The sequence below is a fragment of the Niveispirillum irakense DSM 11586 genome (assembly GCF_000429645.1).
Lineage (GTDB): Bacteria > Pseudomonadota > Alphaproteobacteria > Azospirillales > Azospirillaceae > Niveispirillum > Niveispirillum irakense.
On the sequence record NZ_AUCG01000004.1, the window covers coordinates 25,617 to 52,199 of the forward strand.

Annotated in this window: 32 protein-coding genes and 1 pseudogene; 22 read left to right on the forward strand and 11 right to left on the reverse strand. The window is 63.9% G+C overall.

Features of this window, described 5'->3' with window-relative positions:
* Positions 1-41 precede the first annotated feature (41 nt).
* On the forward strand, positions 42-251 hold the full coding sequence (locus G473_RS0102160; protein ID WP_029011753.1) for a TOBE domain-containing protein: 210 nt from the start codon (positions 42-44) through the stop codon (positions 249-251).
* Positions 252-469: 218 nt separating this feature from the next.
* On the opposite strand, the gene G473_RS24620 is transcribed toward G473_RS0102160, so the two are convergent.
* Positions 470-922, reverse strand: a complete 453-nt coding sequence (locus G473_RS24620; protein ID WP_161630930.1) for a DUF2478 domain-containing protein — start codon at positions 920-922, stop codon at positions 470-472.
* A gap of 377 nt (positions 923-1,299) precedes the next feature.
* On the opposite strand from G473_RS24620, the gene nifT reads away from it, so the two are divergent.
* From nifT to G473_RS0102235, 14 genes are all read left to right on the forward strand, one after another.
* A complete protein-coding gene (gene nifT / locus G473_RS0102170) occupies positions 1,300-1,515 on the forward strand; it encodes a putative nitrogen fixation protein NifT (RefSeq protein ID WP_029011754.1) in 216 nt (71 codons plus the stop codon).
* Between the two features lies 1 nt (position 1,516).
* Positions 1,517-2,401 (forward strand): SIR2 family NAD-dependent protein deacylase, encoded by an 885-nt coding sequence (locus G473_RS0102175; RefSeq protein ID WP_245579971.1) that lies wholly within the window; start codon positions 1,517-1,519, stop codon positions 2,399-2,401.
* Between the two features lie 199 nt (positions 2,402-2,600).
* On the forward strand, positions 2,601-4,160 hold the full coding sequence (gene nifB / locus G473_RS0102180; RefSeq protein WP_029011756.1) for a nitrogenase cofactor biosynthesis protein NifB: 1,560 nt from the start codon (positions 2,601-2,603) through the stop codon (positions 4,158-4,160).
* A gap of 47 nt (positions 4,161-4,207) precedes the next feature.
* Positions 4,208-4,432: a 4Fe-4S dicluster domain-containing protein gene (locus G473_RS0102185; protein WP_029011757.1), complete on the forward strand. Its 225-nt coding sequence runs from the start codon at positions 4,208-4,210 to the stop codon at positions 4,430-4,432.
* A gap of 14 nt (positions 4,433-4,446) precedes the next feature.
* Positions 4,447-4,782: a HesB/IscA family protein gene (locus G473_RS0102190; RefSeq protein ID WP_029011758.1), complete on the forward strand. Its 336-nt coding sequence runs from the start codon at positions 4,447-4,449 to the stop codon at positions 4,780-4,782.
* Positions 4,783-4,798: 16 nt separating this feature from the next.
* Positions 4,799-5,329, forward strand: coding sequence for a hypothetical protein (locus G473_RS0102195; protein ID WP_051329794.1), 531 nt, complete (start codon positions 4,799-4,801; stop codon positions 5,327-5,329).
* Positions 5,322-6,098 (forward strand): 4Fe4S-binding leucine-rich repeat protein, encoded by a 777-nt coding sequence (locus G473_RS0102200; RefSeq protein ID WP_029011760.1) that lies wholly within the window; start codon positions 5,322-5,324, stop codon positions 6,096-6,098. The genes G473_RS0102195 and G473_RS0102200 overlap by 8 nt, the downstream gene beginning before the upstream one ends.
* Entirely contained in the window at positions 6,095-6,433 is a 339-nt protein-coding gene (locus tag G473_RS0102205) for a nitrogen fixation protein NifZ (RefSeq protein ID WP_029011761.1), read from the forward strand. The genes G473_RS0102200 and G473_RS0102205 overlap by 4 nt, the downstream gene beginning before the upstream one ends.
* Positions 6,430-6,669 (forward strand): nitrogen fixation protein NifZ, encoded by a 240-nt coding sequence (locus tag G473_RS0102210; RefSeq protein ID WP_029011762.1) that lies wholly within the window; start codon positions 6,430-6,432, stop codon positions 6,667-6,669. The genes G473_RS0102205 and G473_RS0102210 overlap by 4 nt, the downstream gene beginning before the upstream one ends.
* Before the next feature lie 22 nt (positions 6,670-6,691).
* Entirely contained in the window at positions 6,692-7,051 is a 360-nt protein-coding gene (locus G473_RS0102215; RefSeq protein ID WP_029011763.1) for a DUF3024 domain-containing protein, read from the forward strand.
* Between the two features lie 15 nt (positions 7,052-7,066).
* Complete coding sequence (locus tag G473_RS0102220) at positions 7,067-7,333, forward strand: hypothetical protein (protein WP_029011764.1); 267 nt, start codon at positions 7,067-7,069, stop codon at positions 7,331-7,333.
* Positions 7,330-8,514 (forward strand): DegT/DnrJ/EryC1/StrS family aminotransferase, encoded by a 1,185-nt coding sequence (locus G473_RS0102225; protein ID WP_051329795.1) that lies wholly within the window; start codon positions 7,330-7,332, stop codon positions 8,512-8,514. The genes G473_RS0102220 and G473_RS0102225 overlap by 4 nt, the downstream gene beginning before the upstream one ends.
* Before the next feature lie 23 nt (positions 8,515-8,537).
* Positions 8,538-8,846 carry a 2Fe-2S iron-sulfur cluster-binding protein gene (locus tag G473_RS0102230; RefSeq protein ID WP_029011766.1) on the forward strand — a complete coding sequence of 103 codons (309 nt, stop codon included), beginning with the start codon at positions 8,538-8,540 and terminating at the stop codon, positions 8,844-8,846.
* Between the two features lie 27 nt (positions 8,847-8,873).
* Positions 8,874-9,083 carry a hypothetical protein gene (locus G473_RS0102235; RefSeq protein WP_029011767.1) on the forward strand — a complete coding sequence of 70 codons (210 nt, stop codon included), beginning with the start codon at positions 8,874-8,876 and terminating at the stop codon, positions 9,081-9,083.
* Between the two features lie 67 nt (positions 9,084-9,150).
* Here G473_RS0102235 and G473_RS0102240 read toward each other — a convergent pair whose 3' ends face one another.
* Positions 9,151-9,555 carry a group II truncated hemoglobin gene (locus G473_RS0102240; RefSeq protein WP_154667219.1) on the reverse strand — a complete coding sequence of 135 codons (405 nt, stop codon included), beginning with the start codon at positions 9,553-9,555 and terminating at the stop codon, positions 9,151-9,153.
* Between the two features lie 255 nt (positions 9,556-9,810).
* Between G473_RS0102240 and sufB the strand changes: the two genes are divergently transcribed.
* The 6 genes from sufB (at position 9,811) to G473_RS0102270 (ending at position 15,534) form a co-directional block, all read left to right on the forward strand.
* A complete protein-coding gene (sufB, locus tag G473_RS0102245; RefSeq protein WP_051329796.1) occupies positions 9,811-11,292 on the forward strand; it encodes a Fe-S cluster assembly protein SufB in 1,482 nt (493 codons plus the stop codon).
* Positions 11,293-11,361: 69 nt separating this feature from the next.
* Positions 11,362-12,111 (forward strand): Fe-S cluster assembly ATPase SufC, encoded by a 750-nt coding sequence (sufC, locus tag G473_RS0102250; protein WP_029011770.1) that lies wholly within the window; start codon positions 11,362-11,364, stop codon positions 12,109-12,111.
* An 11-nt stretch (positions 12,112-12,122) separates the two neighbouring features.
* Positions 12,123-13,430, forward strand: a complete 1,308-nt coding sequence (gene sufD / locus G473_RS24625; RefSeq protein WP_161630931.1) for a Fe-S cluster assembly protein SufD — start codon at positions 12,123-12,125, stop codon at positions 13,428-13,430.
* Positions 13,427-14,680: an aminotransferase class V-fold PLP-dependent enzyme gene (locus G473_RS0102260; protein WP_029011771.1), complete on the forward strand. Its 1,254-nt coding sequence runs from the start codon at positions 13,427-13,429 to the stop codon at positions 14,678-14,680. Before sufD ends, G473_RS0102260 begins: the two co-directional genes overlap by 4 nt.
* An 11-nt stretch (positions 14,681-14,691) precedes the next feature.
* On the forward strand, positions 14,692-15,156 hold the full coding sequence (gene sufU / locus G473_RS0102265) for a Fe-S cluster assembly sulfur transfer protein SufU (protein WP_210163206.1): 465 nt from the start codon (positions 14,692-14,694) through the stop codon (positions 15,154-15,156).
* 9 nt (positions 15,157-15,165) lie between these two features.
* The gene (locus G473_RS0102270; protein WP_084437581.1) at positions 15,166-15,534 is read left to right on the forward strand and encodes an iron-sulfur cluster assembly protein; all 369 of its coding nucleotides are present in this window, start codon (positions 15,166-15,168) and stop codon (positions 15,532-15,534) included.
* Positions 15,535-15,570: 36 nt separating this feature from the next.
* Here the strand turns inward: G473_RS0102270 and G473_RS30145 are convergent, their stop codons facing one another.
* Entirely contained in the window at positions 15,571-15,777 is a 207-nt protein-coding gene (locus G473_RS30145) for a hypothetical protein (protein WP_154667220.1), read from the reverse strand.
* Between the two features lie 163 nt (positions 15,778-15,940).
* Between G473_RS30145 and tnpC the strand changes: the two are divergent.
* Positions 15,941-16,511: pseudogene (tnpC, locus tag G473_RS29750) on the forward strand (IS66 family transposase); the annotation flags it as partial.
* A gap of 89 nt (positions 16,512-16,600) precedes the next feature.
* On the opposite strand, the gene G473_RS0102280 reads toward tnpC, so the two are convergent.
* Genes G473_RS0102280 through G473_RS24640 form a run of 8 tightly spaced genes read right to left on the reverse strand, consistent with a single transcriptional unit; the run spans position 16,601 to position 26,583 of the window.
* Positions 16,601-17,689: a PLP-dependent cysteine synthase family protein gene (locus tag G473_RS0102280; RefSeq protein WP_029011774.1), complete on the reverse strand. Its 1,089-nt coding sequence runs from the start codon at positions 17,687-17,689 to the stop codon at positions 16,601-16,603.
* Entirely contained in the window at positions 17,679-19,715 is a 2,037-nt protein-coding gene (locus G473_RS0102285) for a M3 family metallopeptidase (RefSeq protein ID WP_029011775.1), read from the reverse strand. Before G473_RS0102285 ends, G473_RS0102280 begins: the two co-directional genes overlap by 11 nt.
* 12 nt (positions 19,716-19,727) lie before the next feature.
* Positions 19,728-20,723, reverse strand: coding sequence for a thioredoxin-disulfide reductase (gene trxB, locus G473_RS24635; RefSeq protein ID WP_051329799.1), 996 nt, complete (start codon positions 20,721-20,723; stop codon positions 19,728-19,730).
* 1 nt (position 20,724) lies between these two features.
* On the reverse strand, positions 20,725-21,627 hold the full coding sequence (locus G473_RS0102295; protein ID WP_029011776.1) for a hypothetical protein: 903 nt from the start codon (positions 21,625-21,627) through the stop codon (positions 20,725-20,727).
* Positions 21,624-21,947, reverse strand: coding sequence for a thioredoxin (trxA, locus tag G473_RS0102300; protein WP_029011777.1), 324 nt, complete (start codon positions 21,945-21,947; stop codon positions 21,624-21,626). Before trxA ends, G473_RS0102295 begins: the two co-directional genes overlap by 4 nt.
* A 30-nt stretch (positions 21,948-21,977) precedes the next feature.
* Complete coding sequence (locus G473_RS0102305; RefSeq protein ID WP_029011778.1) at positions 21,978-23,438, reverse strand: metallopeptidase TldD-related protein; 1,461 nt, start codon at positions 23,436-23,438, stop codon at positions 21,978-21,980.
* Positions 23,435-24,784: a TldD/PmbA family protein gene (locus G473_RS0102310; protein WP_029011779.1), complete on the reverse strand. Its 1,350-nt coding sequence runs from the start codon at positions 24,782-24,784 to the stop codon at positions 23,435-23,437. Before G473_RS0102310 ends, G473_RS0102305 begins: the two co-directional genes overlap by 4 nt.
* Positions 24,781-26,583, reverse strand: coding sequence for an ABC transporter ATP-binding protein/permease (locus G473_RS24640; RefSeq protein ID WP_210163207.1), 1,803 nt, complete (start codon positions 26,581-26,583; stop codon positions 24,781-24,783). The genes G473_RS0102310 and G473_RS24640 overlap by 4 nt, the downstream gene beginning before the upstream one ends.

A 26,583-nucleotide genomic window follows, 5' to 3' on the forward strand; every position in this document is an offset into this window, starting at 1 on the left:
CGACGGTCCAGGACCCATGCGTCCCGGCAGGGGAGGTCACAATGAAATTGAGCGCGCGCAACGTCATCGCCGGCAGGGTTGTCGCCGTCACCAAGGGTATGACCATGGCCAATGTGAAGATTGAGATCGGCAACGGGGGCCTGATCACATCCTCCATCACCAACGAGGCGGTGGCGGAACTGGACATCAAGGTCGGTGACGATGTCTCCGCGATCGTCAAATCCTCCGACGTGATCATCGGCAAGGATTGATGACGAACCGCATTGGCCAAGACCATAAGTCCTGATCAATGCGGTTCACATGTCCTGGGCGCCGCTGTCCGGCGGCTTGGCCTATGCGCGCATTCGCGCGCGGCCGCTCAACGCCGTGTACGCATCCGCGTGGCGCGGCGGCTGGTTTCTTCCCACCAGTTTGCGATCACATCCCGCTCGCAGAGCAGTGTGGTGCCATACCCGCCGGTGAAGTCGCACTATGCATTGTAGAAGCGCCAGGGCACGCCGGTGAGCACCGGCAGTCCAGCTTCCACCGCCATGGCCAATTCGCCGCGCAGACCCCGCCCTTCGGCTTCGGTCTTGCCGAATTTGTTGATGACGACCAGTTCCACCTGTTGTGCGACAGCATTTCGGACAGCCAGGGACGCGTCGGCCAAGCCGCCCGTGTCAAGACGACAGGACACAGCCCCCGGCCCCAGATTCTGGCAGATGGGAATGATCCGGCCCGTGCCCAGATCCATGACCTCCATCAGCTTGACGGGTCCGCAGATGCCCTTGCGGTTATTCTGTACGATGCCCCCGACACGTCGCCCCTGATCCAGCAGCTCCATGGCGAAGGAGGCCAGCAGGCTGTCAAGGTCATCCTCCGGTCGGTAGATGATTGCTGCGAGATTCATCAGGTTGTCGGTGTAGGTGAAACCATCCGGCATATCCTTCTCCCGTCGCTGAAGGGGGGGGACCGGCACAGGCGCCGGCGCCGGCTGGTCGATGCAGCGATCATGCCAGCCGGGCTTTTCAGCCCCTGTGCCGATAGAGCGGATCGCGGAAAAGCGGAATCGCTTTGGAGCGTGAAGCCGCTCGCTGAACAAGAACTTAGAGCCGGGTGCGTTTCCGTTTAAACGCACCCGGCTATAGCGGCCATCATCAAGGTCGGGGATGCGACAGGCTTGTCAGCTTCCCGACGCGCATGGTCGGCACCGACGGTGCCATTAAGGCTGAAAATGACCGTTTCCTGTGGGGTGCCGCCCTGGCACGGCCTTTGCTCTTCCCCTGCCGGTCCAGGACCATCAGCGGAAGGACCGCCCCTATGAAAGTCATGATCCGCCGTTCGCCGGAAACCGGCCTGTCCATCTATGTCCCCAAGAAGGACCTGGAGGAACCGGTGGTAGAGACGGAGCACGAAACCTTATGGGGCGGCTGGATCCGCATCGCCAATGGTTGGGTGCTGGACCTGCCGGAAATGGCTGCCGACACGCGGCTGCCCGTGACGGTCAACGCCCGCAAGCGGGGGGAGGAGGACTGACATGGCCGTGCTGGAAATGTCTGCGGAGCGGCTGGTAAGCCGAACGGCGGAGGCAGAGGCGCTGGTCAGCGATCTGGCCCGGCAATTGGTTGAAGGCGCGCTGGTGCCCTATCTGGGGCCGGGTCTGCTGGAGACGGGCACGACGCCCGTTCCGGGGACACCGGAGGAACTGGCCACGTTCTTCGCGACCAAGGTGGCGCTGCCCCGTCGCGCCAAGGGTAATGCCTGGGCCTCTGCCCAGCATATCGAAAGCACCCGCCACCGGGCGACGCTTTCCGCCTTGATGGCGGAGGCGTTCTCGCAGCCGGTGGCACCGACGGACCTGCATCTTCATCTAGCCACCCTTCAAGTTCCCCTGATTGTTGACAGTTGGTACGATGGCGCGATGCGTGCCGCCTTGTCGGCTCGGCGTCCTGCCGGCGATTGGGGGGAGGTGCAAGGCATTACCCGGGCTGGCATCGGTGAAGATCGCTGGTACCGGTTCTATGATGCCAATGGCGCGGAGGTGGGGCGCGATCAGGCCACCGCGTGGGGGACCTTGCTCTACAAGCCCCATGGCGCTGTGACGCCGGCCCGCAATTTCCTGATCTCGGATGCCGATTATGTCGAAGTGCTGACAGAGATCGACATTCAGACACCCATCCCCGACGCCGTGAAGGAACGGCGGCGCTCGCGCGGCTTCCTCTATATCGGCTGCCGCTTCCACGACCAGCTTTTGCGCACCTATGCGCGTCAGGTTTCCAAACGGTCTGGCGAGCGGCATTTCGCCTTGGTGGACCCGGACATCCTGACCCGCAACGAGGTCCGGTTTCTCGGCGAGCAAGGCATAACCCCCATCGCCCTGCCCCTGCGGCGCGCTATCGACATCCTCTGCGGCACGACATGACCTGTCGCAAAGACCACAGAGACTGTCGTCAATCCCACGATGAAAAATTCAGGCAACACATTGTAATCACATAATAATTTTTTTGCAGTGCCGATGGCCCGCCCTTTGCTGAGAGACCATCCGGCGTCCTTCGCGGACAACGCGCTTCCCCCCAATCGGCTGGCAGATGCTGCCAGCGGCCCAACGCCAAGGAGCGGACATGCATGGATCGAAACAACAGGGTGGCGGTGTCAGCCATCTGGTGAATATCGACGCCGTGATGCAGCAGGTGGCCGAACATAAGGGCTGCGGCACGACAGGCGGCAGCGGCAAGGCCAGTTGCGGATCGTCAGCCGGTCAGAACGACCTGCCGCCGGAAATCTGGGAGAAGGTGAAGAACCATCCCTGCTACAGCGAGGAGGCGCATCACCATTATGCCCGCATGCATGTTGCCGTGGCGCCCGCCTGCAACATCCAGTGCAATTACTGCAATCGCAAATATGATTGCGCCAATGAATCCCGCCCCGGTGTGGTCAGCGAGCGGCTGCGCCCGGAACAGGCGGCCAGGAAGGTGCTGGCCGTCGCTTCCACCATTCCGCAGATGACGGTGCTGGGCATCGCCGGCCCCGGCGACCCGTTGGCCAATCCGGCTAAGACCTTCAAGACGTTCGAGCTGATCGCGCAGACGGCACCCGACATCAAGCTGTGCCTGTCGACCAACGGGCTGGCGCTGCCCGATTATATCGACGAGATCGCCCGCTACAATATCGACCATGTCACCATCACCATCAACATGGTGGACCCGGAGATCGGGGCGAAGATCTATCCCTGGGTCTTCTGGCAGCATAAGCGCTACACGGGCGTGGAGGCCGCGCAATTGCTGACGGAACGGCAGTTGCGCGGGCTGGAGATGCTGACCGAGCGCGGCATCCTGTGCAAGGTCAACTCCGTGATGATCCCCGGCGTCAATGACCAGCATCTGGTCGAGGTGAACCGGGCCGTGAAGTCGCGCGGGGCCTTCCTGCACAATATCATGCCCCTGATTTCCGCGCCCGAACATGGCACGGTCTTCGGCCTGACAGGACAGCGCGGGCCGACGGCACAGGAACTGAAGGCCCTGCAGGATGCCTGCGAAGGCGAGATGAACATGATGCGCCATTGCCGGCAGTGCCGGGCCGACGCCGTCGGCCTGCTGGGCGAGGATCGCAGTGCCGAGTTCACCACCGAGAAGATCATGGAGATGGAGGTCAACTACGACCTGGAGGGCCGCAAGGCCTATCAGGCCCTGGTTGAGGAGGAACGGATGGCCAAGGTGGCGGCCAAGGCCGAGGAACTGGCCGGGCTGGAGGGGGCTGACGCCGATATCTCCCTGCTGGTCGCCGTTGCCACCAAGGGGTCCGGCCTGATCAACGAGCATTTCGGCCATGCCAAGGAATTCCAGGTCTACGAACTGTCGGCCAAGGGGGCGAAGTTCGTCGGTCACCGCCGTGTCGATCTCTATTGCCAGGGCGGCTATGGCGACGAGGACAGTCTGGCCACGGTGATCCGCGCCATCAATGACTGCCACGCGGTCTTCGTGGCCAAGATCGGCGGTTGCCCCAAGGCCGACCTGACGGCGGCCGGGATCGAGCCGGTGGACCAGTACGCGCATGAGTTCATCGAGAAATCGGCGATCGCCTGGTTCAAGGACTATCTGGCGAAGGTGGCCTCGGGTGCCGTCACCCACACCCCGCGCGGCGATGCCGCCATCCGCCAGGGCGCCCTGATCGTCGCGGCCTGACATTCCAGCCACCGGGCTTCACCCGGTTTCAACGGGAGTAATCGACCATGGCCTTCAAAATCGTCGCCTCGCAATGCACGAGCTGCTCCGCCTGCGAGGCGGAATGTCCCAATGTCGCGATCTCGGAAAAGGGTGGCACCTTTGTCATCAATCCGAAGAAATGCACCGAATGCATCGGCTATTTCGACGTGCCGCAATGCGTGGCCGTCTGCCCCGTCGACAATACCTGCGTCATCGATAATGCCTATCCGCGCTATCAGGCGGCGGGCTGAAGGGGGGGACCGCGATGAACTTCACCCTGACCCCGGCGGCCAGCCGTTTCATCCGCCTGATGCTGCGCAGCGATGGCGGTCCCAGCAGCGGCTTCCGCCTGCTGCTGAGCCCCGGCGGCTGTTCCGGCCTGTCGGCCGATATCAGCGTCAAGGCCGAGCCGGAACCGGGCGATGCCATTGTCGAACGCGATGGTGTCCGCCTGTTCCTGCCGGCGCAGAGCCGGCTGCTGCTGGACGGTGTCACCATCGACTTTGCGGACAATGCCGCGCAGACCGGACTGGTCTTCCGTGAAGCGCGCACCGTTTCCTGCGGCACCGTGGCGCCGGTCGAGCTGGTTCAATTGCAATAGCGACGGGGAAGGGACGATGTCGAGCCGCCAGGCAGCCTCCGTGATGGCCGAAGCGCCAGACTTGGCCGACGCCTTGCTGGGCGGCGGCCTGCATTCTGCGGCCTACCACCATCTTTGCGCGGCAGGTGCTTCGTACCACCAGGATGCGATCGCGGAGCGACATCTATCCCTGGCGCAGGCGGCGGCTCCGGGGCACGCGGCGGTGTTGATCGCCTATTACCGCTATTATTTCTACAAGGGGCGCTTGCCGGAGGCGCTGCAGATCGCCCGGCTCTGCCTGACCAAGGCCGCCGCGGATAATGGTCTGCCGCCGGACTGGCGGCAGGTTGCCGCTGGCGACGCCGCGTTCGGCCATTATGACGCGCTGCTGCCGCGTTTCTTCCTCTTCGTGCTGAAGGGCTATGCCTATCTCCAGATGCGGCTGGGCAATCTGGAGGAGGGGGAAGCGGCGGTGCGCAAGCTGCTGGAACTGGACCCCGCCGACAAGATCGGGGCCAGAGTCCTGCTGGGCGTCATCCAGCGCCGGGGGGAGGTCGACGATGACTGAGGTCGACGAGGCCATCGACTGGCAGGGTCGCCCTGTCTCCTGTGCCGGCTGCGATCACGAGAAGCTTCAGGCCGAAGGGGGATGCCGCCTGCTTCATGCCTGTGTCCGCGATCGCTATGCCCGTCGCATCGACCGTTTCTTCGCCTGGAACCAGGGATTGGCATCGGCCTATCTCAAGCATCCGCATTTCGAGGTGCGGGCCATCGCCGCCAAGTTCGCCGACATCTTTTTGCTGCCGCCGCTGCTGGACGACCCGGACGAGACCGTGCGCTGGAACGCCGTGCGGCGATTGCCGAAACGCTATGCCCTGCGCCTGCGCCGGGACCCGCATCGGGAGGTCCGTATCCGCGTCGCCACCCTGCTGGAGGAGGCGGACCTGATCCCCATGATCCATGACCCCGACTATTATGTCCGCCTGGTGCTGGCGCGGCGGGTGGGGCCGGGCCTGCTGGCCCGTCTGGTGGCTGATCCGGAACCGGAAGTCCGCCGGGCCGTGGCGCGGCGGGCACCGGTGGAATGGTTGGTCGGCATGGCCCGCGACGGCGACGCTGACGTCCGTTATGAGGCTGCCATACGGCTTCGGGAAGATCTGCTGGCAGTCCTGAAATATGACCCGGACTGGCGTATCCGGTTTGAAGTGGCCAGCCGCCTGCCATTGCCCGGTGTCGCCGACATGGCGCGGGACGAGGATATTCTGGTGCGGGAGATGGTGGCGGCCCGCCTGTCGACCCCGGCGCGGCCATCCCTGCTTCTGGAGACGAGCCCATGAGCAAAATTGTCCGCGACAGCGAGGTGGTGGAGATCGTTGACCCGCCCTTCTTCACCTATGGGGACAAGGTCCGGTCCCGCCGCACCATCCGCAATGACGGCACCTATGCCGGCAAGGAGATCGGCGACATCCTGGCCCGCAAGGGGGAGGAAGGGTACGTGGTCAGCATTGGCACCTTTCTTCAGCAATTCTACATCTATGGCGTGGAATTCCTGGGCAGCGGCAACCGTGTCGGCATGAAACGCAAGGAGCTGGAAGCGGCTCAGGCGGCGGCCGACGATGACGATCTGCCCCTGCCCACGGGATTGCCGCTGCCGGGAGGACGGGCAGCATGATCGAACCAAGACAGCCGAAATTCCAGTGGGGCCAGCGCGTGCGCACGCTGGCGGACCTGATCAATGACGGGTCCTTCCCCGATGCCGCCCCCGACCTGCTGCTGGCCCCTGCCGGCGCCATCGGGGAGATCGTGCAGGTCGGAATGCATGTAGAGGCGAACCTGCCCGTCTATCTCGTCGAATTCCCCGACCGGCGCGTCATCGGCTGCCGGGAGGAAGAGATCGCAGCGCTTTGACAAGGCAGGGAGGCCGGCGGCAATGGGTGAGCGGGCTGTACAGGTCAATGTGGCGGTGCCGGTACAGGCCCCGCATCCCAACGAACTGGACCGGCGGCGCATCGAAAAGGCGCTGAGGGGCCGCCAGCGTTACCTCTATGTCGAGCCGACCGTGGTGCCGGTGGCCGGTGGCTATCGCGTGGAAAGCCCCTGCTGCTCGCGCAATGTCGATCCGGCCGGTGGTGTCGTTGATGTGGCACTGATCCAGTTCGGCGAAGGTGACTGGCGCTTGTACCGCAAGGATCATGCGGGCGGCACCTGGTCCTTCCACGGCAATTATCCCCGCTTGGGTGACCTGCTGGACCTGCTGAATGTCGATGTCGACCGGCTGTTCTGGCAATGAAGGAGGGAGCGGACCATGGCTGTGACCAGCAGTGAACTGGACATGATCGAAGGGATGCTGAGCATGTCCGCGGGCGCTGATCCGTTTCCCGCCCTGCGGCGGTGTCTGCCGCATCTGGTCTGGACACGTTGCGACGCGGCCGATGTGCTGGAGGAACCGTTCCGGTCCATCGGTCCCTTCGACTTGCATCTGCTGGATGGCAGCGATCATTGCGTGCGCCTGACGCCGGAACCGGACAGGGCCAGCGGCGTGTTGCTGGCCCGGCGGGGAGGGGTGTCATGACGGAATCCCCCCTGTCCCTGGTCCCCTCGGCGATGGAAGAGGAACTGATCCCCCTCAGCGATCCGGATATCACGCCCGTTGAAATGGCGGCGGTGGGGCGCGTGCTGCGCTCAGCCCACCTGGCGTCGGGAGAGGTGACGGAGGCGTTCGAAGATGCGTTTGCCCGCTATCTGGGCCGTAAATATGCAGTGGCCGTGGCCAGCGGCACACTGGGCCTGCTGATGGCGCTGCGGGCCCACGGGATCGGTCCGGGGGACGAGGTGATTGCCTCTCCCTACGGCTTCCGCGAAACACAGCACGCCATCCTGCTGTCCGGCGCGCGGCCGGTCTTCGCCGATATCGATTATTGGGCCGGCACGCTGGTGCCGGAGAAGGCGGCAGCGCGTATCACGCCGGCCACCCGCGCCATCGTCGCCGCCAACAGCAACGGCCACCCCGCCGCCTGGGCCGGGCTGCGTGCCCTGGCCGACGCCCATGGCCTGATCCTGATTGAGGATTCCAGCGAGGCCATCGGTTCCCGCTATCAGGGAAAGCTGGTGGGCAGCTTCGGCGATACGGCATTGTTCGATTTCTCCCAGCCGCTGGCGTTGAGCTGCGGGGAGGGCGGCATGGTGGTCACGGATGATGTCGACATCGCCATGGCCCTGCGCCGGCAATGCCGGCGCCGGCCGGACGAGCGCACATCCGTCGTGGTGGGGGCAACCGCCCCCTATCAGGCGCCGCTGAGTGATCTGGCCGCCGCCTTGGGTTGGGCGCAGTTGAGCCGGCTGGAGGAGATTCTGGAAAAGCGCCGGCAGGTCCAGCATCTCTATTTCCGGCATATCCAGTCGTTCGAGGGCATCAAGGACCCCTATATCGGGCCGGACGTCACAGAGGTTCACTGGTTCCTCTATCTCGTGCATCTGGGCACCCGCTTTTCAAGATCCAGCCGCGACGCCATCGTCGAGGATCTGCGGCAGGCCGATGTGGAGGCCGCCGCCTATTGCCAGCCTTTGCACCTGCAGCGCCGCTATTTCGAGCTTGGATATCGGCGCGGCGATTATTTCGTCACCGAAAAGGTGGCGGACAGGGCCGTGGCACTGCCGTTTCACAGTCACCTTACCGAAGACCAGATCGCCTTCATCGTCACCACTATGAAGGATGCCTCCATCAATGTCGGGGCTGGGGCGGCGATCTACTGATCCAGCATGAGAAGGAGTTTGCGATGTCCCTCGTCACCATCATGCCCTCTGGCAAAACCATCGACGCCGCGGAGGGCATGACCCTGCTGGCGGCGATCCTGGCCGCCGATGAGAGCCTGACCCACAAGTGCAACGGCAATGCCACCTGTGGCACCTGTCACGTCTTCGTGCAGGAGGGGCGCAAGGGCCTGACGCGCATCGCGCGGGAGGAGAATGAGAAGCTGGACAGCATCGTCGGCATCGGATCGAAGTCGCGGCTGGCCTGTCAGGCCAAGGTACTGGGAACCGAGCCGATCAAGGTGGAACTGCTGGGCTTCGCGTCCGGTTTCTGAGCAACCCCTGAACAGGAGCACAAGGCGATGGAACAGGAAAATCTGATGATCCATGTCCGTTTCGCGCCGGACGGCAGCGTGACGGAAATCGGCGAGCGTCCGCCGAACCTGTCGGCGCAGGCCTGGTTCAACCTGCTGAGCGACAAGGCGCTGGGCCGTTATCAGGTCTATGCCGGTGGGCGCGGCCTGTTCCGACTGCCGCGTGAACTGGTGCAGGAACTGAAGACGGCGGCCTGACGAGAGGCCGCCCCGGTTCCCGAATAATCAATACGGTGACAAAATGACCGCAAGGGCCGGAGGGTGTTCACCCCTCCGGCCTGTTGCGCATCCAGTCCGCCAAGGGGGTCAGGGCCTGCATGATGGCGTCGCGCGCCGGGGTGCTGGATACCGTATCCTCCAGGGCCAGACGCATACAGTGCAGCCAGGAATCCCGCTCCGCGATACCGACCGGGAAGCCCATGTGCCGCGACTTCAGGCGCGGATGGCCGCGCTCGGCGGAATAATCGCCGGGTCCGCCCATCCATTGCGCCAGATAGAGGCGCAGGACCCGCTTGGTCTCCGTCAGGTCGGGCGCATGGATCGCCCGTAATTCCCGCGCCTCGGGAAGATTGTCCATTAAATCATAGAACCGGTCCACCAGCCGGGCGATGGTGGGGGCGCCACCGATCACTTCATAGATCACCGCTTGTTGGGTTGTTTGCGTCATCATGGCTCGCTCGGGGTCTGCCCATCGGGTTGCGAATAGGCAGGTTGCATAAAACATGCCGCAGGGCGGATCAGGTAACCGCCGTTGCCGACAGGGTTTTCGTCTCAAATCCCCCTGTCGGGATTGCGACAAAGTCGGATTGCCGACGTGGCCTGAATATCGAAAAGCCGCACAAACCGGGCGGATCGGCCGCTGGCATGGGGGTTGCTGTAGGGATGGGGAGCCATTCGCATTGCCACGACCGGGATATCGATCGCCATGTCCGATGTCACCATCGCCGAACGCCCCGCCGCCGGACCCGAAGACATTCTGGACAGCATCGTCCAGGGGGAGGGCTACAAATACGGGTTCTTCACGGAGATCGAGGCGGAGGAAGCGCCGCCGGGCCTGAATGAGGATATCGTCCGGTTCATCTCGGCCAAGAAGGGGGAGCCCGGCTGGCTGCTGGACTGGCGGCTGAAGGCCTTCCGACGCTGGCAGACGATGGACCCACCGGACTGGGCCAAGCTGAACATCGCCCCCATCGACTATCAGGCGGCCAGTTATTATTCCGCGCCCAAGTCCCTGAAGGACGCACCCAAAAGCCTGGACGAGGTTGATCCCGAACTGCTGAAGACCTACGAGAAGCTGGGCATTCCCCTGGGTGAACGCGCAGCCCTGGCCGGTGTGGCGGTGGATGCCGTATTCGACAGCGTGTCGGTTGCCACCACCTACAAGGACAAGCTGGGGGAACTGGGCATCATCTTCTGTTCCTTCGGGGAGGCGGTGCGCGAGCATCCGGACCTGGTGCGCCGCTATCTGGGGTCCGTCGTGCCGGTGGCCGATAATTTCTTTGCCGCATTGAATTCGGCCGTGTTCAGCGACGGTTCCTTCGTCTATGTGCCGCCCGGCGTGCGCTGCCCGATGGAACTGTCGACATATTTCCGGATCAATGCGGCCAAGACCGGCCAGTTCGAACGCACATTGCTGATCGCCGACAAGGGCGCCTATGTCAGCTATCTGGAGGGCTGCACCGCCCCGCAGCGCGACGAGAACCAGCTTCATGCCGCCGTGGTGGAACTGGTCGCCATGGAGGATGCCGAAATCAAATATGCCACCGTCCAGAACTGGTATCCGGGCGATGCGGACGGCAAGGGCGGCATCTATAATTTCGTTACCAAGCGCGGCGCCTGCCGCGGCGACCGCGCCAAGATCTCCTGGGCGCAGGTGGAGACGGGGTCGGCCATCACCTGGAAATATCCCAGTTGTCTGCTGGAAGGCGACCATTCAGTCGGCGCCTTCTATTCGGTGGCCATCACCAACAACCGGCAGCAGGCCGATACCGGCACCAAGATGATCCATATCGGGCGCAATACCAGCTCGACCGTGATCTCCAAGGGCATATCGGCGGGGCGCGGCCAGAACACCTATCGCGGGCAGATCAAGGTTCTGTCCGCCGCCGATGGGGCCCGCAACTATACCCAATGTGACAGCCTGCTGATCGGCAAGTCCTGCGGTGCCCATACCGTGCCCTATATCGACGTGCGCCATCCTGGTGCCAAGGTGGAGCATGAGGCGACCACCTCGAAGATCAGCGACGAGCAGATGTTCTACTGCCAGCAGCGCGGCCTGACGGCCGAGGATGCCCTGTCGCTGATCGTCAATGGCTTCTGCAAGGAAGTGCTGAACGAACTGCCGATGGAATTCGCGGTGGAGGCGCAGAAGCTGCTGGCCGTCAGCCTGGAAGGCAGCGTGGGCTGATCGCCCACCCGCACACATGAACCCCCAGCTTCCCGCCTTTGAACGGAAAGGATTGTCCCTATGACGAATATCCTGGAAATCCGCGGCCTGCGGGCCTGCATCACGGGCGGGCGGGAGGTGCTGAAGGGCATTGACCTGACCGTGGCGCCAGGGGAGGTGCATGCCATCATGGGCCCGAACGGTGCCGGCAAGAGCACGTTGTCCAGCGTGCTGGCCGGCAAGCCCGGCTATGAGGTGACGGCGGGATCGGTGTTTTACAAGGGCGTCGATCTGCTTTCCATGCCGCCGGACGCGCGGGCGCGGGAAGGATTGTTCCTGGCCTTCCAGTATCCGGTGGAAATCCCCGGCGTGAACAACATGTATTTCCTGCGCGCCGCCCTGAATGCCGGCCGCCGCCAGCGCGGACAGCCGGAACTGGATGCCCAGCAATTCCTGAAGGCCGTCAGGGAGAAGCTGAAGCTGCTGGATATCGGTGACGACCTGTTGCGCCGCGCCGTCAATGTCGGCTTCTCCGGTGGGGAGAAGAAGCGCAACGAGATTTTCCAGATGGCCATGCTGGAACCCAATCTGGCCCTGCTGGATGAAACCGACAGCGGTCTGGATATCGATGCGCTGCGCGTCGTGTCGGACGGGGTGAACCGGCTGCGCGATCCCGGCCGGGCCATCATCATGGTCACCCATTATCAGCGGCTGCTGGACTATGTGGTGCCCGACCATGTGCATGTGCTGGCCGATGGCCGCATCGTCGCCTCGGGCGACAGGCATTTCGCGGTGGAGCTGGAACAGACCGGCTATGCCCATCTCTGTGATGCCGCCTGATGGAGGGGACCATGCTGATCACAGATGGCAGCGCACCCTTCCAGGAGGCCTTCCGGCATCGGTTGGCTGCAGCGGACCAGCCGGACTGGCTGCGCGCGCAGCGCCGTGCGGGGATGGAAGGCTTCACGGCGATGGGATTTCCCTCGCGTCGGCACGAGGCCTGGCGCTTCACCGACCTGGACCTGCTGACGTCGGAGCCGCGTCCGCCCAGCCTGACCGATGCCCCCAGCCTGCCGGCCGATAGTCTGGAGCCCTGGCGTCTGGCCGGTCCGTCGCATCGGCTGGTGCTGGTCAATGGCCGTTTCGACCCGGCCCTGTCCGCCATCGGCGGCCTGCCTGCCGGCGTCTGGCTGGCCCCGCTGGCGGAGACGGTGCAACGGCGTCCCGATGTGGCGGCCACGGCCTTTGGTGCCGATGTCAATGCCTTGTCAGCCCTGAACGCCGCCCTGTTCGCCGATGGCGCCGTCCTGGTGCTGGCACCGGGAACGGTGCTGGAGACGCCGGTGGAGATTATCCATTACAGCACCACGGGCGATGCCCAGGCCTCGGCCCATCCCCGGCTGCGGGTCATGCTGGGGGAGGGGGCAGGCGCTACGCTGGTGGAAACAGCCGCCGGCGATGGCAATGGCTGGACCAACGCCGTCATCGACGTGACACTGGACGCGGATGCGGAACTGATCCATGTGCATGTGCAGAACGAAGGGACGGAAGCGGTCCATACCTGCCTGCTGACGGCGGAACTGGCGCGTCAGGCCCGCTATCGGGCCTTCACGCTGGTCACCGGTGCCTGCCTGTCCCACCGTGATATGCAGGTGGCGCTTGCCGGCCCCGGCGCCGCCTTCACCCTGCACGGCGCCTATCTGCTGGATGGTGGACAGGAAACAACCCTTGCCGTGCGGGCCGACCACAAGGCACCCGATTGCCGGACGGAAGAGGTGGTGAAAGGCGTGCTGCAAGGGGCCGCGCACGGTGTGTTCCTGGGAACGGTCGCGGTGCGGCCGGGGGCGGACGGCACCGATGCCCGCCAATTGAACCGCAACCTGTTGCTGAGCCCGTCCGCCCGCGTCGATACCAAGCCGGAGCTGGAAATTTTCGCCGACGACGTCAAATGCAGCCACGGCGCTACCGTGGGCAGCCTGGACGAAGCGGCTTTGTTCTATCTCCAGGCCCGCGGCATCGATCCGGTGACGGCCCGGTCCATGCTGGTGGCGGCCTTTGCCGCCGATGTGATTGATGCGGCCCGGCTGACGGACGGGGTGGATGCGCTGCTGCGCCGGCACCTTGACCGCTGGCTGGGCCGGGAAGGGGGGCTGTCATGAACCTGCTGCTGAAGGAACGCACCATGCCGGCGACGGCACCAGCGTTTGATCCGGAGGAACTGCGCCGGCAATTCCCCATCTTCGCGCGCAATCCGGGTCTGGTCTTCCTGGATACGGCCGCCAGTGCCCAGAAGCCGGCTGCCGTCATTGACGGTCTGGCCGACTTCTATCGCGGCGACTACGCCAACGTTCATCGCGGCGTCTATCGGTTGAGCGCACGATCCACCGAGCGGTACGAGGCGGCGCGGGAGACGGTGGCCCGGTTCCTCAACGCGACCGCGTCGGAGATTGTCTTCGTGCGGGGTGCGACGGAGGGGATCAATCTGGTCGCGCAGAGCTGGGGGCCGGCCTTCCTGCAACCGGGTGATCAAATATTGGTGTCGGAACTGGAGCACCATTCCAACATCGTGCCCTGGCAGATGCTGCGCCACCGCCTGGGGATCGAGCTGGTGGTGGCGCCCATTGATGGGACGGGCGGGCTGGACATGGCGGCCTTTGCCCGGCTGCTGGGGCCGCGCACCAAGCTGGTCGCCGTTACCCATGTCGCCAATGTCAGCGGCTGCGTCGTGCCGGTGGCCGAGATTGTCAGGCTGTCCCACGCGGCCGGTGCCAGGGTGCTGCTGGATGGATGCCAGGCGGTGCCGCGCCTGCCGGTGGATGTGCGGGCGCTGGGCTGCGACTTCTATGTCTTCTCGGGCCATAAATGCTATGGCCCGACGGGCATCGGGGCGCTTTACGCCCGCAACGGGTTACTGGATGCGATGCCGCCCTGGCAGGGCGGCGGGGACATGATCCGCACCGTCTGCTTCGAGGAGACGACCTATCAGGAAGGGCCGCAGCGGTTCGAAGCGGGCACGCCCGACATTTCCGGTGCCATCGGTCTGGCCCTGGCCCTGGACTTCATGACGGGGCTGGGCGGTGACGCCATCCGCGCGCATGAGGCGGACTTGACCCGCTATGCGGAGGCGATGCTGGGCGATATTCCCGGCGTCAGTCTGGTGGGGGCGGGGCCTGAGCGGCTGGGGGCGGTATCGTTCCTGGTCGATGGCATCCATCCCCACGATCTGGCCACCATCTTTGACCAGTATGACGTGGCTGTGCGCGCCGGGCATCATTGCGCCCAGCCGCTGATGGACCGGCTGGGTCTGCCGGCGACGACGCGCGCCTCCTTCGGGGTTTACAGCACCAGGGCGGATATCGATGCGCTGGCGGCGGCGGTGCGTGCCGCCCAGAAGCTGTTCGGCTGTTAGGGGGGGCGGTGATGGATCTGCGCGATCTTTATCAGGACATCGTCCTGGATCACGGGCGGCATCCCCGGAACTTCCGCGTGCTGACCGATGCCAACCATCTGGCCCATGGCCATAATCCGCTGTGCGGCGACAAGGTCACCGTGTTCCTGCGGTTGGAGGATGACCGGATCGCCGATATCAGTTTCGATGGCAAGGGCTGTGCCATCTCCACCGCCTCGGCCTCGCTGATGACGGAGATCCTTCTGGGGAAGACCCTGGCGGAGGCATCGACCCTGTTCGGCCATTTCCACGACACGGTGACCAAGGGTGATGGTGCCGATCTGCCGCCTGATCTTGTCGAGGATGGGGAACGTCTGCTGCCGCTGACCGGGGTTAAGTCCTATCCGGCGCGGGTCAAATGCGCGACGCTGGCCTGGCACACGCTGGAGGCGGCGGTGAAGGGCGGTGGCATTGCCCAGCCGGTCAAGACGGAATAGGAGGAGACGATGGATATCGCCGGCCCGCCGCACGACATCGACCAGGATATACCCGTCCAGCGCACCTTCGACACGGCGGCGCTGAAGGCCGATGTGATGGAAGCGATCTGCACCATTCGTGATCCGGAATTGCCCGTCAATCTGGTTGATCTGGGCCTGATCTATGACGTGCAGGTGCGTGAGAATGGCATGATCCATATTGAGATGACCTTGACGACGCCCGCCTGTCCCGTCGCCTCCGCCCTGCCGGCGGAAGTACAGCACCTAGTCTCCCTGGTGCCGGGTGTAACCTTGGTGGTCGTCGATCTTGTCTGGGAGCCGCCCTGGTCCCAGGCACGCATGTCGGACAGTGCCCGGTTGGAACTGGGATTGGTTTAGGTGGCCGATCTTAGGGTGAGTTGCTCGTATATATATTTACGGTAAAGTTGTCGCGCCATCAGCCAAGCCGATTTTCCACATCCAATAAAGCCCCTGCAATATCAGAATTTTGCCGGGGTTTTTGCTGTCCGCGCCAAGCGCCGACCAAAACCCCGCAGGTAACATATAGGTAACAACAGAGAGTGAAAATGGGCGTCGCTGGCCTGCTCTGCTTCCTGGAAATGTATTGTAAGCGTCAGCCATCGGTCATCTTGCGGTAAGCCTGATTGATAGAATTCTGCGTGCCCGGATCAATTGGTGCAGGCGGATGGTGGGAATATGAAGAGAGGAGGGGATTTGCTTCGCTAAGCGCGGTGGCTATGAACCGATCCACCGCAGGCGTGACGGTTCCGATTGTCCGGCGTCAGCCCCTGTGGCCAGCGCGCTGTGCTGGGCCCATGGCTGTCGCAAGTTCTTTGAGCTGGCCGATATTGCCACCAACGGCGCGTCGTGGCGATAAAGCGCCCCACATATCACCCATCGCCCTGGAGGCCGTGAAGCGCATCGACGTGCTGTTCGACCTGGAGCGTGAGATCAACGGTCTATCGGCCGACGAACGCCTGGCAGTCCGGTAGGAGCAGGCCAAGCCGCTGGTCGATGAACTGGAAGCCTGGATGCGACAGCAGCGTGCCGCCCTGTCCCGGCATGCACCCGTGGCCAAGGCGACGGACTATATGTTGACCCGCTGGGAGGAGTTCACCACGTTTCTGCATGACGGAAGGGCCTGCCTGACCAATAACGCGGCCGAACGCGCCTTGTGCGGCGTGGCCCTGGGGAGGAAGGCTTGGTTGTTCGCGGGCTCCGACCGCGGCGGCGAACGGGCCGCCATACTGTACGGCATGATCGTCACCGCCAAGATGAACGATATCGATCCCCAGGCCTGGCTCGCCGATGTGTTCGCCCGCATCAACGACATCCCGCAGAAGCGCCTGCACGAACGGAGTGGAAGGCCAAGCGAAAGGCCGAACAGGCAACGGCCGCCTGGGCGCCAATGCACCTCCGCCAATTGCGAAACGACCTGCGGGGCTCACCGGATGGATACTGTCGACATGAATGCGCTCAGGGCTTTTTCCTTCTCCCAAAAGTTGAGATCACGCTCCGCTAACCATCGTTCGTCGTAATAGGTACAATCATATCGCTCGCCCCCGTCGCACAGGATCGTGACAATCGAGCCCTGCTCGCCAGCGGCGTGCATTTCCTCAATCAGTTGGGCGCAGGCGATTAGGCTCGTGCCGGTCGATCCGCCCACGCGGCGTCCCAACCTGGCAGAGAGTGCACGCATCGCACCAATGCTGTCGGCATCCTCCACCGCGATCATCCGGTCGATCACGGAGGGGATGAAACTCGGCTCGACGCGCGGGCGCCCTATCCCTTCGATCCGGCTGGCACAACCATCTGGCAGCGACGTCAACGAAGGGTCGTCGAAATGGCGATGGAATATCGAATGGACCGGATCGGCAACGCAGAGCCGCGTCGCATGACGCTGATAGGCGATATAGCGCCCGATCGTCGCTGACGTGCCCCCCGTCCCGGCGCCACAGACGATCCAGGTTGGGATCGGATGCTCCTCCTCCGCCATCTGGGTAAAGATGCTCTCGGCGATGTTGTTGTTGCCGCGCCAGTCGGTCGCACGCTCGGCATAGGTGAACTGGTCAAGGTAATGACCGCCTGTTTCCACCGCGAGTCGGTGTGCCACGTCGTACACGGTTCGCGGGTCATCGACAGCATGGATCTCGCCGCCCTGAAAACGGATCGCATCGAGCTTGGGCGCGGCCGTGGTCGCAGGCACGACCGCGAGGAACCGAAGCCCCAGCATCCTGGCAAAATAGGCCTCGCTGACCGCCGTCGACCCTGATGAGGCCTCAATGATACAGGTGTCCGGCCCGATCCAGCTGTTGCACAGCGCATAAAGAAACAGCGACCGTGCCAACCGATGCTTCAGGCTGCCGGTCGGATGGCTGCTTTCGTCCTTCAAATAGAGCGTGATGCCGGGATAGCGCGGCAAATCCAGCCGGATGAGATGGGTGTCGGCCGAGCGGTTATAGTCTGCCTCGATCCGCCGGATCGCTTCTTTTCGCCACGTCCGGACGGCGGCGGTGTCATGGTCAGTGGGCATTGGCGGTCAATCCATGGCGAATGAGCATTGCAGCGGGATCGGCATCGCGTCCGCGAAACGCGCGGAAGCTGTCGGCAGTCGGCCGGCTGGCGCCCCGGGCCAGCACTTCCTCACGGAACTTCATGGCCGTGAGGCGATCAATCAGTCCGGCTTCGGCAAAGCGCTGGAAGCCATCGGCGGCGAGCACCTCGGCCCAGAGATAGCTGTAATAGCCTGAGGCATAGCCGCCTGCGAAAATATGGGTGAAGGCGTGCGGGAAGCGGTGCCAGGGGGGCGGATGAACCACGGCGATCTCATCGCGCACCGCTTCGACAACCGCCATGGGGTCGCTGCCCATCGTTCCCAGGTGGAGCAGAAGGTCGAACAGCGAGAATTCGACCTGCCGGACGATGGACATGCCCGACAGGAAATGCCGCGCCGCAACCAGCTTGTCGAACAGCACATCGGGCAGGGGCACGCCGGTGTTATGATGGCCCGACATGTCGCGCAGGACAGTTCGGTCCCACGCGAAATCCTCCATCAATTGGCTGGGCAGTTCGATCGCGTCCCACTCGAAACCGTTGGTCCCCGCGATGTTTGGGCGGTCAACCCGGGTGAACAGGTGATGCAGGCAATGCCCGGTCTCGTGCAGGAAAGTCACGACTTCCTTGTGGCTAAGGAGCGAGGGATGCTCCTCTGTCCTGGGCGCGAAATTGCAGACGAGATAGGCGACAGGCACCCGCTGGACATTGCCGTCGTTCAGTCGCGGCCGCGCCTGCGCCATCCAGGCGCCGCCGCGCTTGCCGGCGCGCGCATGCAGGTCGACATAGACACCCGCGAAGACTGACCCCGCCTCGTCCACCACGTCATAATAGCAGGCGTCGGGGTGATAGACTGCGACATCTGCGCGCGCGATCAGCCGGATGCCGAACAGCCGGTCGAGAAGCCGCTGCCACCCGGCGACAACGCGCTCGACCGGGAAATATGCGCGCACTTCCTGCTCGTCGATGGCATAGCGCGCCTGACGCAGTTGCTCGGCAATATAGGCCACATCCCAAGGCTGAATCTCCACCAGCCCCAGATGTGCGGCGGCATAATCGGCCAGTGTGGCCAATTCCTGTTCGGCGGCCGGTTTCGCCCGGGCAGCCAGATTGCGCAGAAACACCAGCACTTCGCCCGCATCGGGGGCCATCTTGGTGGCGAGCGACCATTCAACCGGATCAAGGAAACCGAGCAGCCGTGCGGCCTCACGCCGCCGCTCCAGGATATCGGCGATCCGGCCTGAATTGTCGAACCGGCCCGCATGAGGGCCTTGATCTGACGCGCGCGTGCCCGATGCGGTATAGACACGCTGGCGCAGACCCCGATCCTGGGCAAAGGTCAGGACCGCATTAACGCTGGGCATCTGGAGCGTGACCAGCCAGCCGGACAGTCCCTTGGCCCTGGCGGCGTTGGCGAACATCGCCTTGTCCGCTTCTGAAAGGCCCGTGAGCAGGCGTTCTTCCTCGATCACCTCGGACCAGGCGTCGGTCGCATCGAGTACCGCATTGCCGAACGCGGTCGACAGTTGCGTCAACTCGACCGACAGCTTGGCGAAGCGCGCCCGGTCCTCGGTCTCCAGCGCGACCCCCGACAGCGTGAAGTCGCGGATCATATGCCCGACCGCCACGCGATCCGCTTGCGCCCGCCCGGCGAAATCCGGCGTGGCAGTCATGGCGACCAGCACCTCGTACAGGGCCCGGTTTTGCATGACCTGAAAATGGTTCTCGACCAGACGCTTCTGCCCGACGGCGAAGGCGGCCCGCAATTCAGCCGTGTCGGCCACTGCGTGGAGATGCGACACCACCGACCAGACGGCGACGATTGCGGTATCGGCGCGTTCCAGCGGCAACCACGCCGCTTCGAAGCTGGTGGGTCGGGTCGTCACGATGGTCGCGACCACCGCCTGATGATCGGCGATGGCCCTGTCGAGCGCGACAGCGACATGATCAGGCCGGATGTCGCCGAAGCGTGGCAGGGCCAGCGTATCCAGCAAGGGGTTGGTCATCCTGTTTCCCCTTCAGATCTGCAAATTGGCATCGGTGCCATCGGTCGCGATCATATGGGTGTTGTGCCCGGCCAGATAGCGTTCGGCCTCCAGTGCGGCCATACAGCCCATGCCCGCCGATGTGACAGCCTGGCGGAACAATTTGTCCTGGACATCTCCGGCCGCGAACACGCCCGGTACGCTGGTTGCGGTCGAGCCGGGGGCGACGAGGATATAGCCCTCCTCATCCATATGGAGTTGCCCCTTGAACAGCGCGGTGGCGGGGTCGTGCCCGATGGCAATGAACAGGCCATGGAGCGACAACTGCGATGTTGTGCCGTCACGGGTATTGCGCAGGACAATGCCGTTTACACTGCTCGTATCGCCCAGCACTTCAGCCACTTCGGCATTCCAGATCATCTCGATTTTGGGGTTGGCCCGGAGCCGCCTCTGATTGGTCCGATCGGCACGCAGGGTATCGCGGCGATGGATCAAATAAACCTTCTCGGCGAAATTGGTGAGGTAGAGTGCCTCCTCGACCGCTGTGTTGCCACCGCCGACAACCGCGCAGACCCGCCCGCGATAGAAGAAGCCGTCGCACGTCGCGCAAGCTGATACACCGCGCCCACGATAGGCCGCCTCGCTTTCCAGGCCCAGCCAACGCGCCGACGCGCCGGTCGCCACCACAATTGTGTCGGCGGTATAATGCGTACCACCGTCGCTAATCGCCAGGAACGGCGTGCGGGTCAGATCAACGTCGACGATCAGGTCACTGACAACCTCGACACCCGCCTTGCGGACCTGCTCGCCCATCCGTGCCATCAGTTCGGGGCCGAGCACGCTTTCATCGCCCGGCCAGTTCTCAACCTCGGTCGTGATGGTCAACTGGCCACCGGGCTGCGGCCCTTCGATCAGTATCGGGGACAGTGCGCCGCGGGCGGCATAGATACCGGCGGTATAGCCCGCCGGGCCGGAACCGATGATCAGAACCTTGCTGTGCCGGCTGTCTGCGGCCTGTCCGTCCTGCATTTCAGACTTCCTTGTTCGCAGGCTTGGAAGCCGTTGCGATGATCGGCGCGTTTTCCATCATCTCGATCGCCTGCCAGCCTATTGAGCGATACTGCGCCGACGATTCCTCCAGTCGCTGCAGACGCTGACGGAACCCACGGGCAAGCGCCGGATGGTCGCCATCAAGGATTGCGAACACGCGCTCCAGGCCAGAGAGCTCCGCTTTGTAACCATCCTTTTCGGCCTGCTCACGAAGCTTGAAGACCCGACTTTCCTTTTCGTCGGTCCAGTCGATTTCGGCCAATGACCGTGTCAGGTCGAGTGTACCCCGCGCGGTCAGCGTATCGCGCAGGACGGTGCGCATCGTACCGGGCCAGGCCGCAGCTTCCACGACGCCGCCGGCCTGGCGATCAAGCGGCGCATCGCCAATCCTGTCCGTGGCTGCGACCGCCGCCATGCGCACGGATTTCCAAGCCTTCCGGTCGGGCATGTCGCCGTCCATGGCTTGCCGGTGCAGGGCCATGATAGTCTGGCGGCACTGCTCAAGTTCAAGGTGACGGCCGGTGATCGCGGCCAGCCCCGCATCATCGAGCAGAAACAGCACCAATTGTGAGACGATGCGTGAAAGGTCAACGCCGACTGGGGTCCGCGCCAGCCACGCTTCGGCGAAGGCGGCTGCTTCATCCCGTTGGAGAAAGCCGTTGACCAATCCCGGTAAGGCTTCGGCCAAGGCGATGGGGTATCCCAGCCTCTCGGCATAAGCCGGCGTGTCGTCGGCCTCGACGACAGCGCCGATGACATTGGCCTGTCCGTTTTCCCATGCGGGAAAATAGACGAAGCTGCCCGCCGCAACGTGATGCCGCAGCCGCGCCTGCGCCTGCGCCTTGATTGCCGGGTCGTCGTGAAATGCGATGTCCGCCATCATTCCGCCCCGATATGCGTATCGACAAATGCGTCGAGGCGGCTGCGCGACACGGTACCGAAGGTCCTGGCCGTTTCCACGCCGTTCTTCACCACCATCAGCAAGGGAATACCGCGTACCTCGAACCGCTCTGCCAGCTTCGGGTTGGCCTCGATATCGACCTTCACGATCTCCATCTCCTCGGCATACTCCTTGGCCATCTCTTCGAGCGTGGGGGCCAGCGCCCGGCAAGGCGCGCACCAGGGGGCCCAGAAGTCGACCAGCACGGGCTTGTCGTTTTTCATCACGATCTCATCGAAATCCTGTTCGGTCGCATTACGCATGATAAATCGTCCTTTGGGGAAAAGGTGGGTTCAGCCGGCCTGTCCACCGACCATCATCCGGTCGATACGCAGGGTCGGCTGGCCGACGCTGACATGAAGCGACTGACCCTGCTTGCCGCAGGTCGCCATGCCGGTGTCGAGCGCTTGGTCGTTGCCGATCATCGAGATATGGCGTAGCGCCTCGTGCCCGACGCCGATCAGGGTCGCGCCGCGAAGCGGGGCGACCAGCCGGCCCTTTTCGACCAGCCAAGCCGCAATGGTGGTGAAATTGAAACGGCCGGTAACAATGTCGACCTGGCCGCCATCGAACTCGGTGGCATAGATGCCGCGATCGATTGAAGCAATGATATCGGCCGGATCAGCGGTACCGTTCGCCAGGAAGGTGTTGGTCATGCGCGGCATAGGCAGATGCGCATAGGACTGGCGGCGGCCATTGCCGGTCGGGCGGGCATTCATCAGACCGGCGTTCAGCCGGTCCTGCATCAGCCCCATGAGCACCCCGTCCTCGACCAGCACCGTCCGGTCAGGTGCAGTGCCTTCATCGTCGATGCCCAGCGATCCCAGCCGCCCCGGAATGCCGCCATCATCGATCACGGTCACGCCGGGCGCGGCGATCCGTTCGCCGATCTTGCCGTCGAAGGCCGACAGATGTTTGCGGTGATGATCACCCTCCAGCCCATGGCCAACCGCTTCATGGAACAGCACGCCCGGATAACCCGGCCCCAGCACGATCGGCATTTCACCGACCGGCGCGGGAATGGCATCGAGATTGTTCAGCGCCATGGTGACGGCGGTCGCCACCATCCCATCGACCGCGTCAATCGGAAAGCCATCCAGCCCGGCACGCCGTCCGAGCCCGGCCTGTCCGCGGGCGCGCTGGCCATTCCGTTCGGCGACCACCACAACCGACAGGATCGTCATCGGGCGGACATCGCCCACCAGCAGTCCGCCGGCTTCGGCAACCAGAACCGTGGTATCGGTCGCACGGACATTGGCATTGACGCTGACGATATGCGGGTCATGCGCGCGCGCGCGTTCGTCGATCCGTTTCAGGATCGCGATCCAGGTGGTCGCATCCTCGACCGCGACCGGATCGATCACCGGATAGAGATGGTGGTCCGCCCCCCGGCGGTTCAACGCGATACCGTGCGGATGGTTCGTCACCGCGCCCCGCCGCTCCAGCGTCCGAACGGCCTGCACCGTGTCGAGCAGCGCGCCCGCACGGATGTCGGCAGAATGTGCAAAGCTCACCTGCCCGTGATGGGCCGTCCGGGCACCCACGCCCTGCCGCATCGAAAAGCCGCCCTGGGTGACGCGGCTGCCTTCAAGTTGCCAGCCGCGCATGCTGGTCGTCTCGAAGAAGAGTTCGGCGATGTCCGCCCCGCCAGCGGCCAGCACACCCAGCGCCCGACTGATGGTGGCATCGTCCAACCCCGCCGGGCCAAGCAGACGTGCTCGTGCGTGGTCGAGCGCCGTATCGCCGCCGTTCATGCCCTGCCTCCTACCTGCATATCATCTATCAGGATCGAGCCGGTGCGGATCGCCCCCAGCCGCTCCGTGTCGCGGCCGACTGCGCGGATACTATTCAACATCGCGGGCAGGGTGCTTGCCAGGGTCACATCGGTGACCGCGTGGACCACCTCTCCGCTCTCAACCCATAGGCCCTGTACCGCCCGCGTCCAGTTGCCGCTGGCAGGATCGGTCTTGCCGCCCTGGAGTTGGGTGACAATCAGGCCGGTACCCAGCATGCGGAGCATCGCGTCGCCGTCCCCGCTATCGGCTGTGCTGGTCAGGCGGAGATTGTAAAATCCGTCTGCGTTCCCGGTCGAGGCCAACCCCAGTTTGCGCCCCGAAAAGCTCGACAGGAACAACCCCTCAACCATCCCTTGGCGCAGGACCAGGCGCGACGATCCGGCGACGCCTTCGCTGTCAAAACCACCACTCGCAAGCCCCAGCGGCTCGAACGGATCTTCCCAAAGGTCCAGATGGAGCGCGGCCACGCGGCGTCCAACCGGATCCGGGAGAAAGCTCATCCGGCGATATTGCGCCGCGCCGGTCAGGGCGCCTGCCAGTTCGCCGACCAGGGTCGCCGCGGTACGCGGTTCGAAAAGAACGGGGCATCGCCGGCTGCCCACCCCCTTCGCGCCCAACGAACGGTGCACGCGCCCGGCGGCGATCATCGCCATCTGTTCGGCGGGAAGCAGCGCATTGACCCGGCGTTCCTGAGATTGGCAAAAATCGGACGTGCTGCCGCCCTCGTCCCGCGCAAGCATCACCGTCCAGCGCGTGTCGTTAGACCGCATCACGCTGCGGCAGAAGCCGTCGCTGGTTGCCAGCGCCCACAGCCCTTCGGTTGCCACCGCCACCGACTCACCCGCGCGCAACCGGCTGTCCGAGGCGGCGATGCCGTTTGCCACGTGATCCAGCGTGGCAGCAGCCTCCAGCAATGTTTCCGGGCTGCGCAGGCTTTCGGCGTAAATCGGCGGCATGGGACCCGCAAAAGCCAAGCTTTCCATCGGGGGCATGTCGGCATCGGGATCGGGCTGGACGTGGCTGGCGATCAGCATCGCCTCTTCGACCAAGCGCTCGACCGCCGCGCGGTCCAGCCTGGCGGTCGAGGCTGATCCGCGCCGCTGATCGTGAAAGACGGTCAGGCTCAGACCCTGCGATCCGCTGCGCTCGGCCGTCTCGATCTCACCATTGCGCATGGCGATCTTGGCGACGCCTTCGTGATGAACCGAGGCACGGGCACGCGCGCCGCGCTTGCCCGCCAGTTCGACCGCCAACTGTGCCGCATCGCGCAGCTCCGCTTCGGTCTGGGTCAGCAACATGGTCATGGCTTCACCTCGATCCGGGCCGGGTTTGCATGGCCGTGATCCAGTTGCAGGCGGTGGGTGTGATAGGCTGCCAGCTTTTCATTGTGCACGACGCTGACGATGGTCGCGTCCGGCAGCGCCTCCAGCACCGATTGATAGAAATGCGAGGCGTTGTCCGCATCGAGCGCGCTGGTCGCCTCATCCAGCACCAGCAAGGTCGGACGCTGGAGCAGGATGCGCGCCAGCGCGACCCGCTGCTGCTCGCCGGGCGACAGCTCATCCTGCCACATGCGCAACTCATGCATGGCATCGACATGCTTTTCGAGCCGGACCTTCTCCAGCAGCGTCGCGATGGTCGCGTCGTCATGATCCTCCGCCCGGTCGGGAAAGCAGATCGCTCCCTTCAGCGTGCCGAGCGGCAGATACAGGCGCTGCGGTACCAGCATGGCGGTGCCCCGCCGCGTCATCGCCACCTGTCCCGCGCCATCCGGCCATAACCCGGCGATCGCCCGTAGCAGCGTCGTCTTGCCTGTGCCAGACGGCCCCTGGATCACCCAGCGTTCGCCGTCGCGGATCGTCCAGTTGGCAACCTGCAGCAATGGCTCACCGTTGGGACGGCGCAGGTGCAGACCCACGGCATTGATCGCCACCCCATCCGGCGTTCCACCGGCGATGAAGCCGATCCCGCGCGGCCGCTCGTAATTGATCGCATCCTCCAATGCCTTCAGACGATTGATATTGGCGATCTGCGCGGCTATCGAAGGATAGGCGGCAACGATGTATGACAGGCTCGATGAGAATTGCGTAAAGGCATCGCGCGCGCTTTGCACCTGGCCGAAAGTGATCGCGCCAGCGAAATATTTGGGAACGGTCAGGAACAGCGGTACGACGGTCATGACCCGCTGATAGATATTCTGCCCCGCACTCAAACCGGCATTTGCCAGCATCAGCGGATACCAGTTCCGGCGGATATTATCGAACGCGATCCGCAGTCCCTCCCGCTCGGTTGCCTGCGCGCCGGAAAAGGCGATCTGCTCGCCATTGCGCCGGATGTGCAACAAGGCACTGCGGTAATCGGCCTCATAATGCTGCTCGCGCATCTTGCGCCGGATGAACGGCTTCCCGATCCAGGTGATGAACACGGTGCCAAAAATGACGTAAGCGATCGAGAACCAGACCAGATCACCGCCCGGTAGCGGTATCTCGTAACCGAACAGCGGAATTGAAATTGGCGACGAGGTTTGCAGAAGGATGGAGGCGAACACGACCGCGCGAACCGTGCTGAAGATGACGCCGATCAGGATAGCGAACGGGGACGTGCCATAATGCAGACCGATCGATGTGAACGACCTGATATCCTCGGCAATACGCTGATCGGGATTGTCGATCATGCGCAGCCGTTCGATTTCGTAGAAGCGATCCCGCGCGAACCAACGACCGAGATACCAGTCGTTCAGCCATCTGCGCCACCGGATCGACAGCGTCCAGTTGACGATGTTGTGGGCGAACATGGTCCCCACTTCCAGCGCTGCAATCATCAGGAACATCACGACCAGCGGCAGGAACTTGGCGCCCTGCCGCTGCTCAATCGCGTCGTAGAACTGACGCTGCCATTGGTTGGACCAGAAGAACGCATAGGTCGTGCCAATCTCAATCGCGCAGTAGCAGACGACCAGAAACCAAGCCCATTTCCAGTCGTCTGAAACGAAATAGCGCGTGCTCAACCGCCAGGCATGCGCCCAACGCTCGCGGGTGGACTGGGTGGACTGGAGACCCGCTTCTTGGCGGGTCTCCTCGACATTGGTTGGGGGCGGTATCAT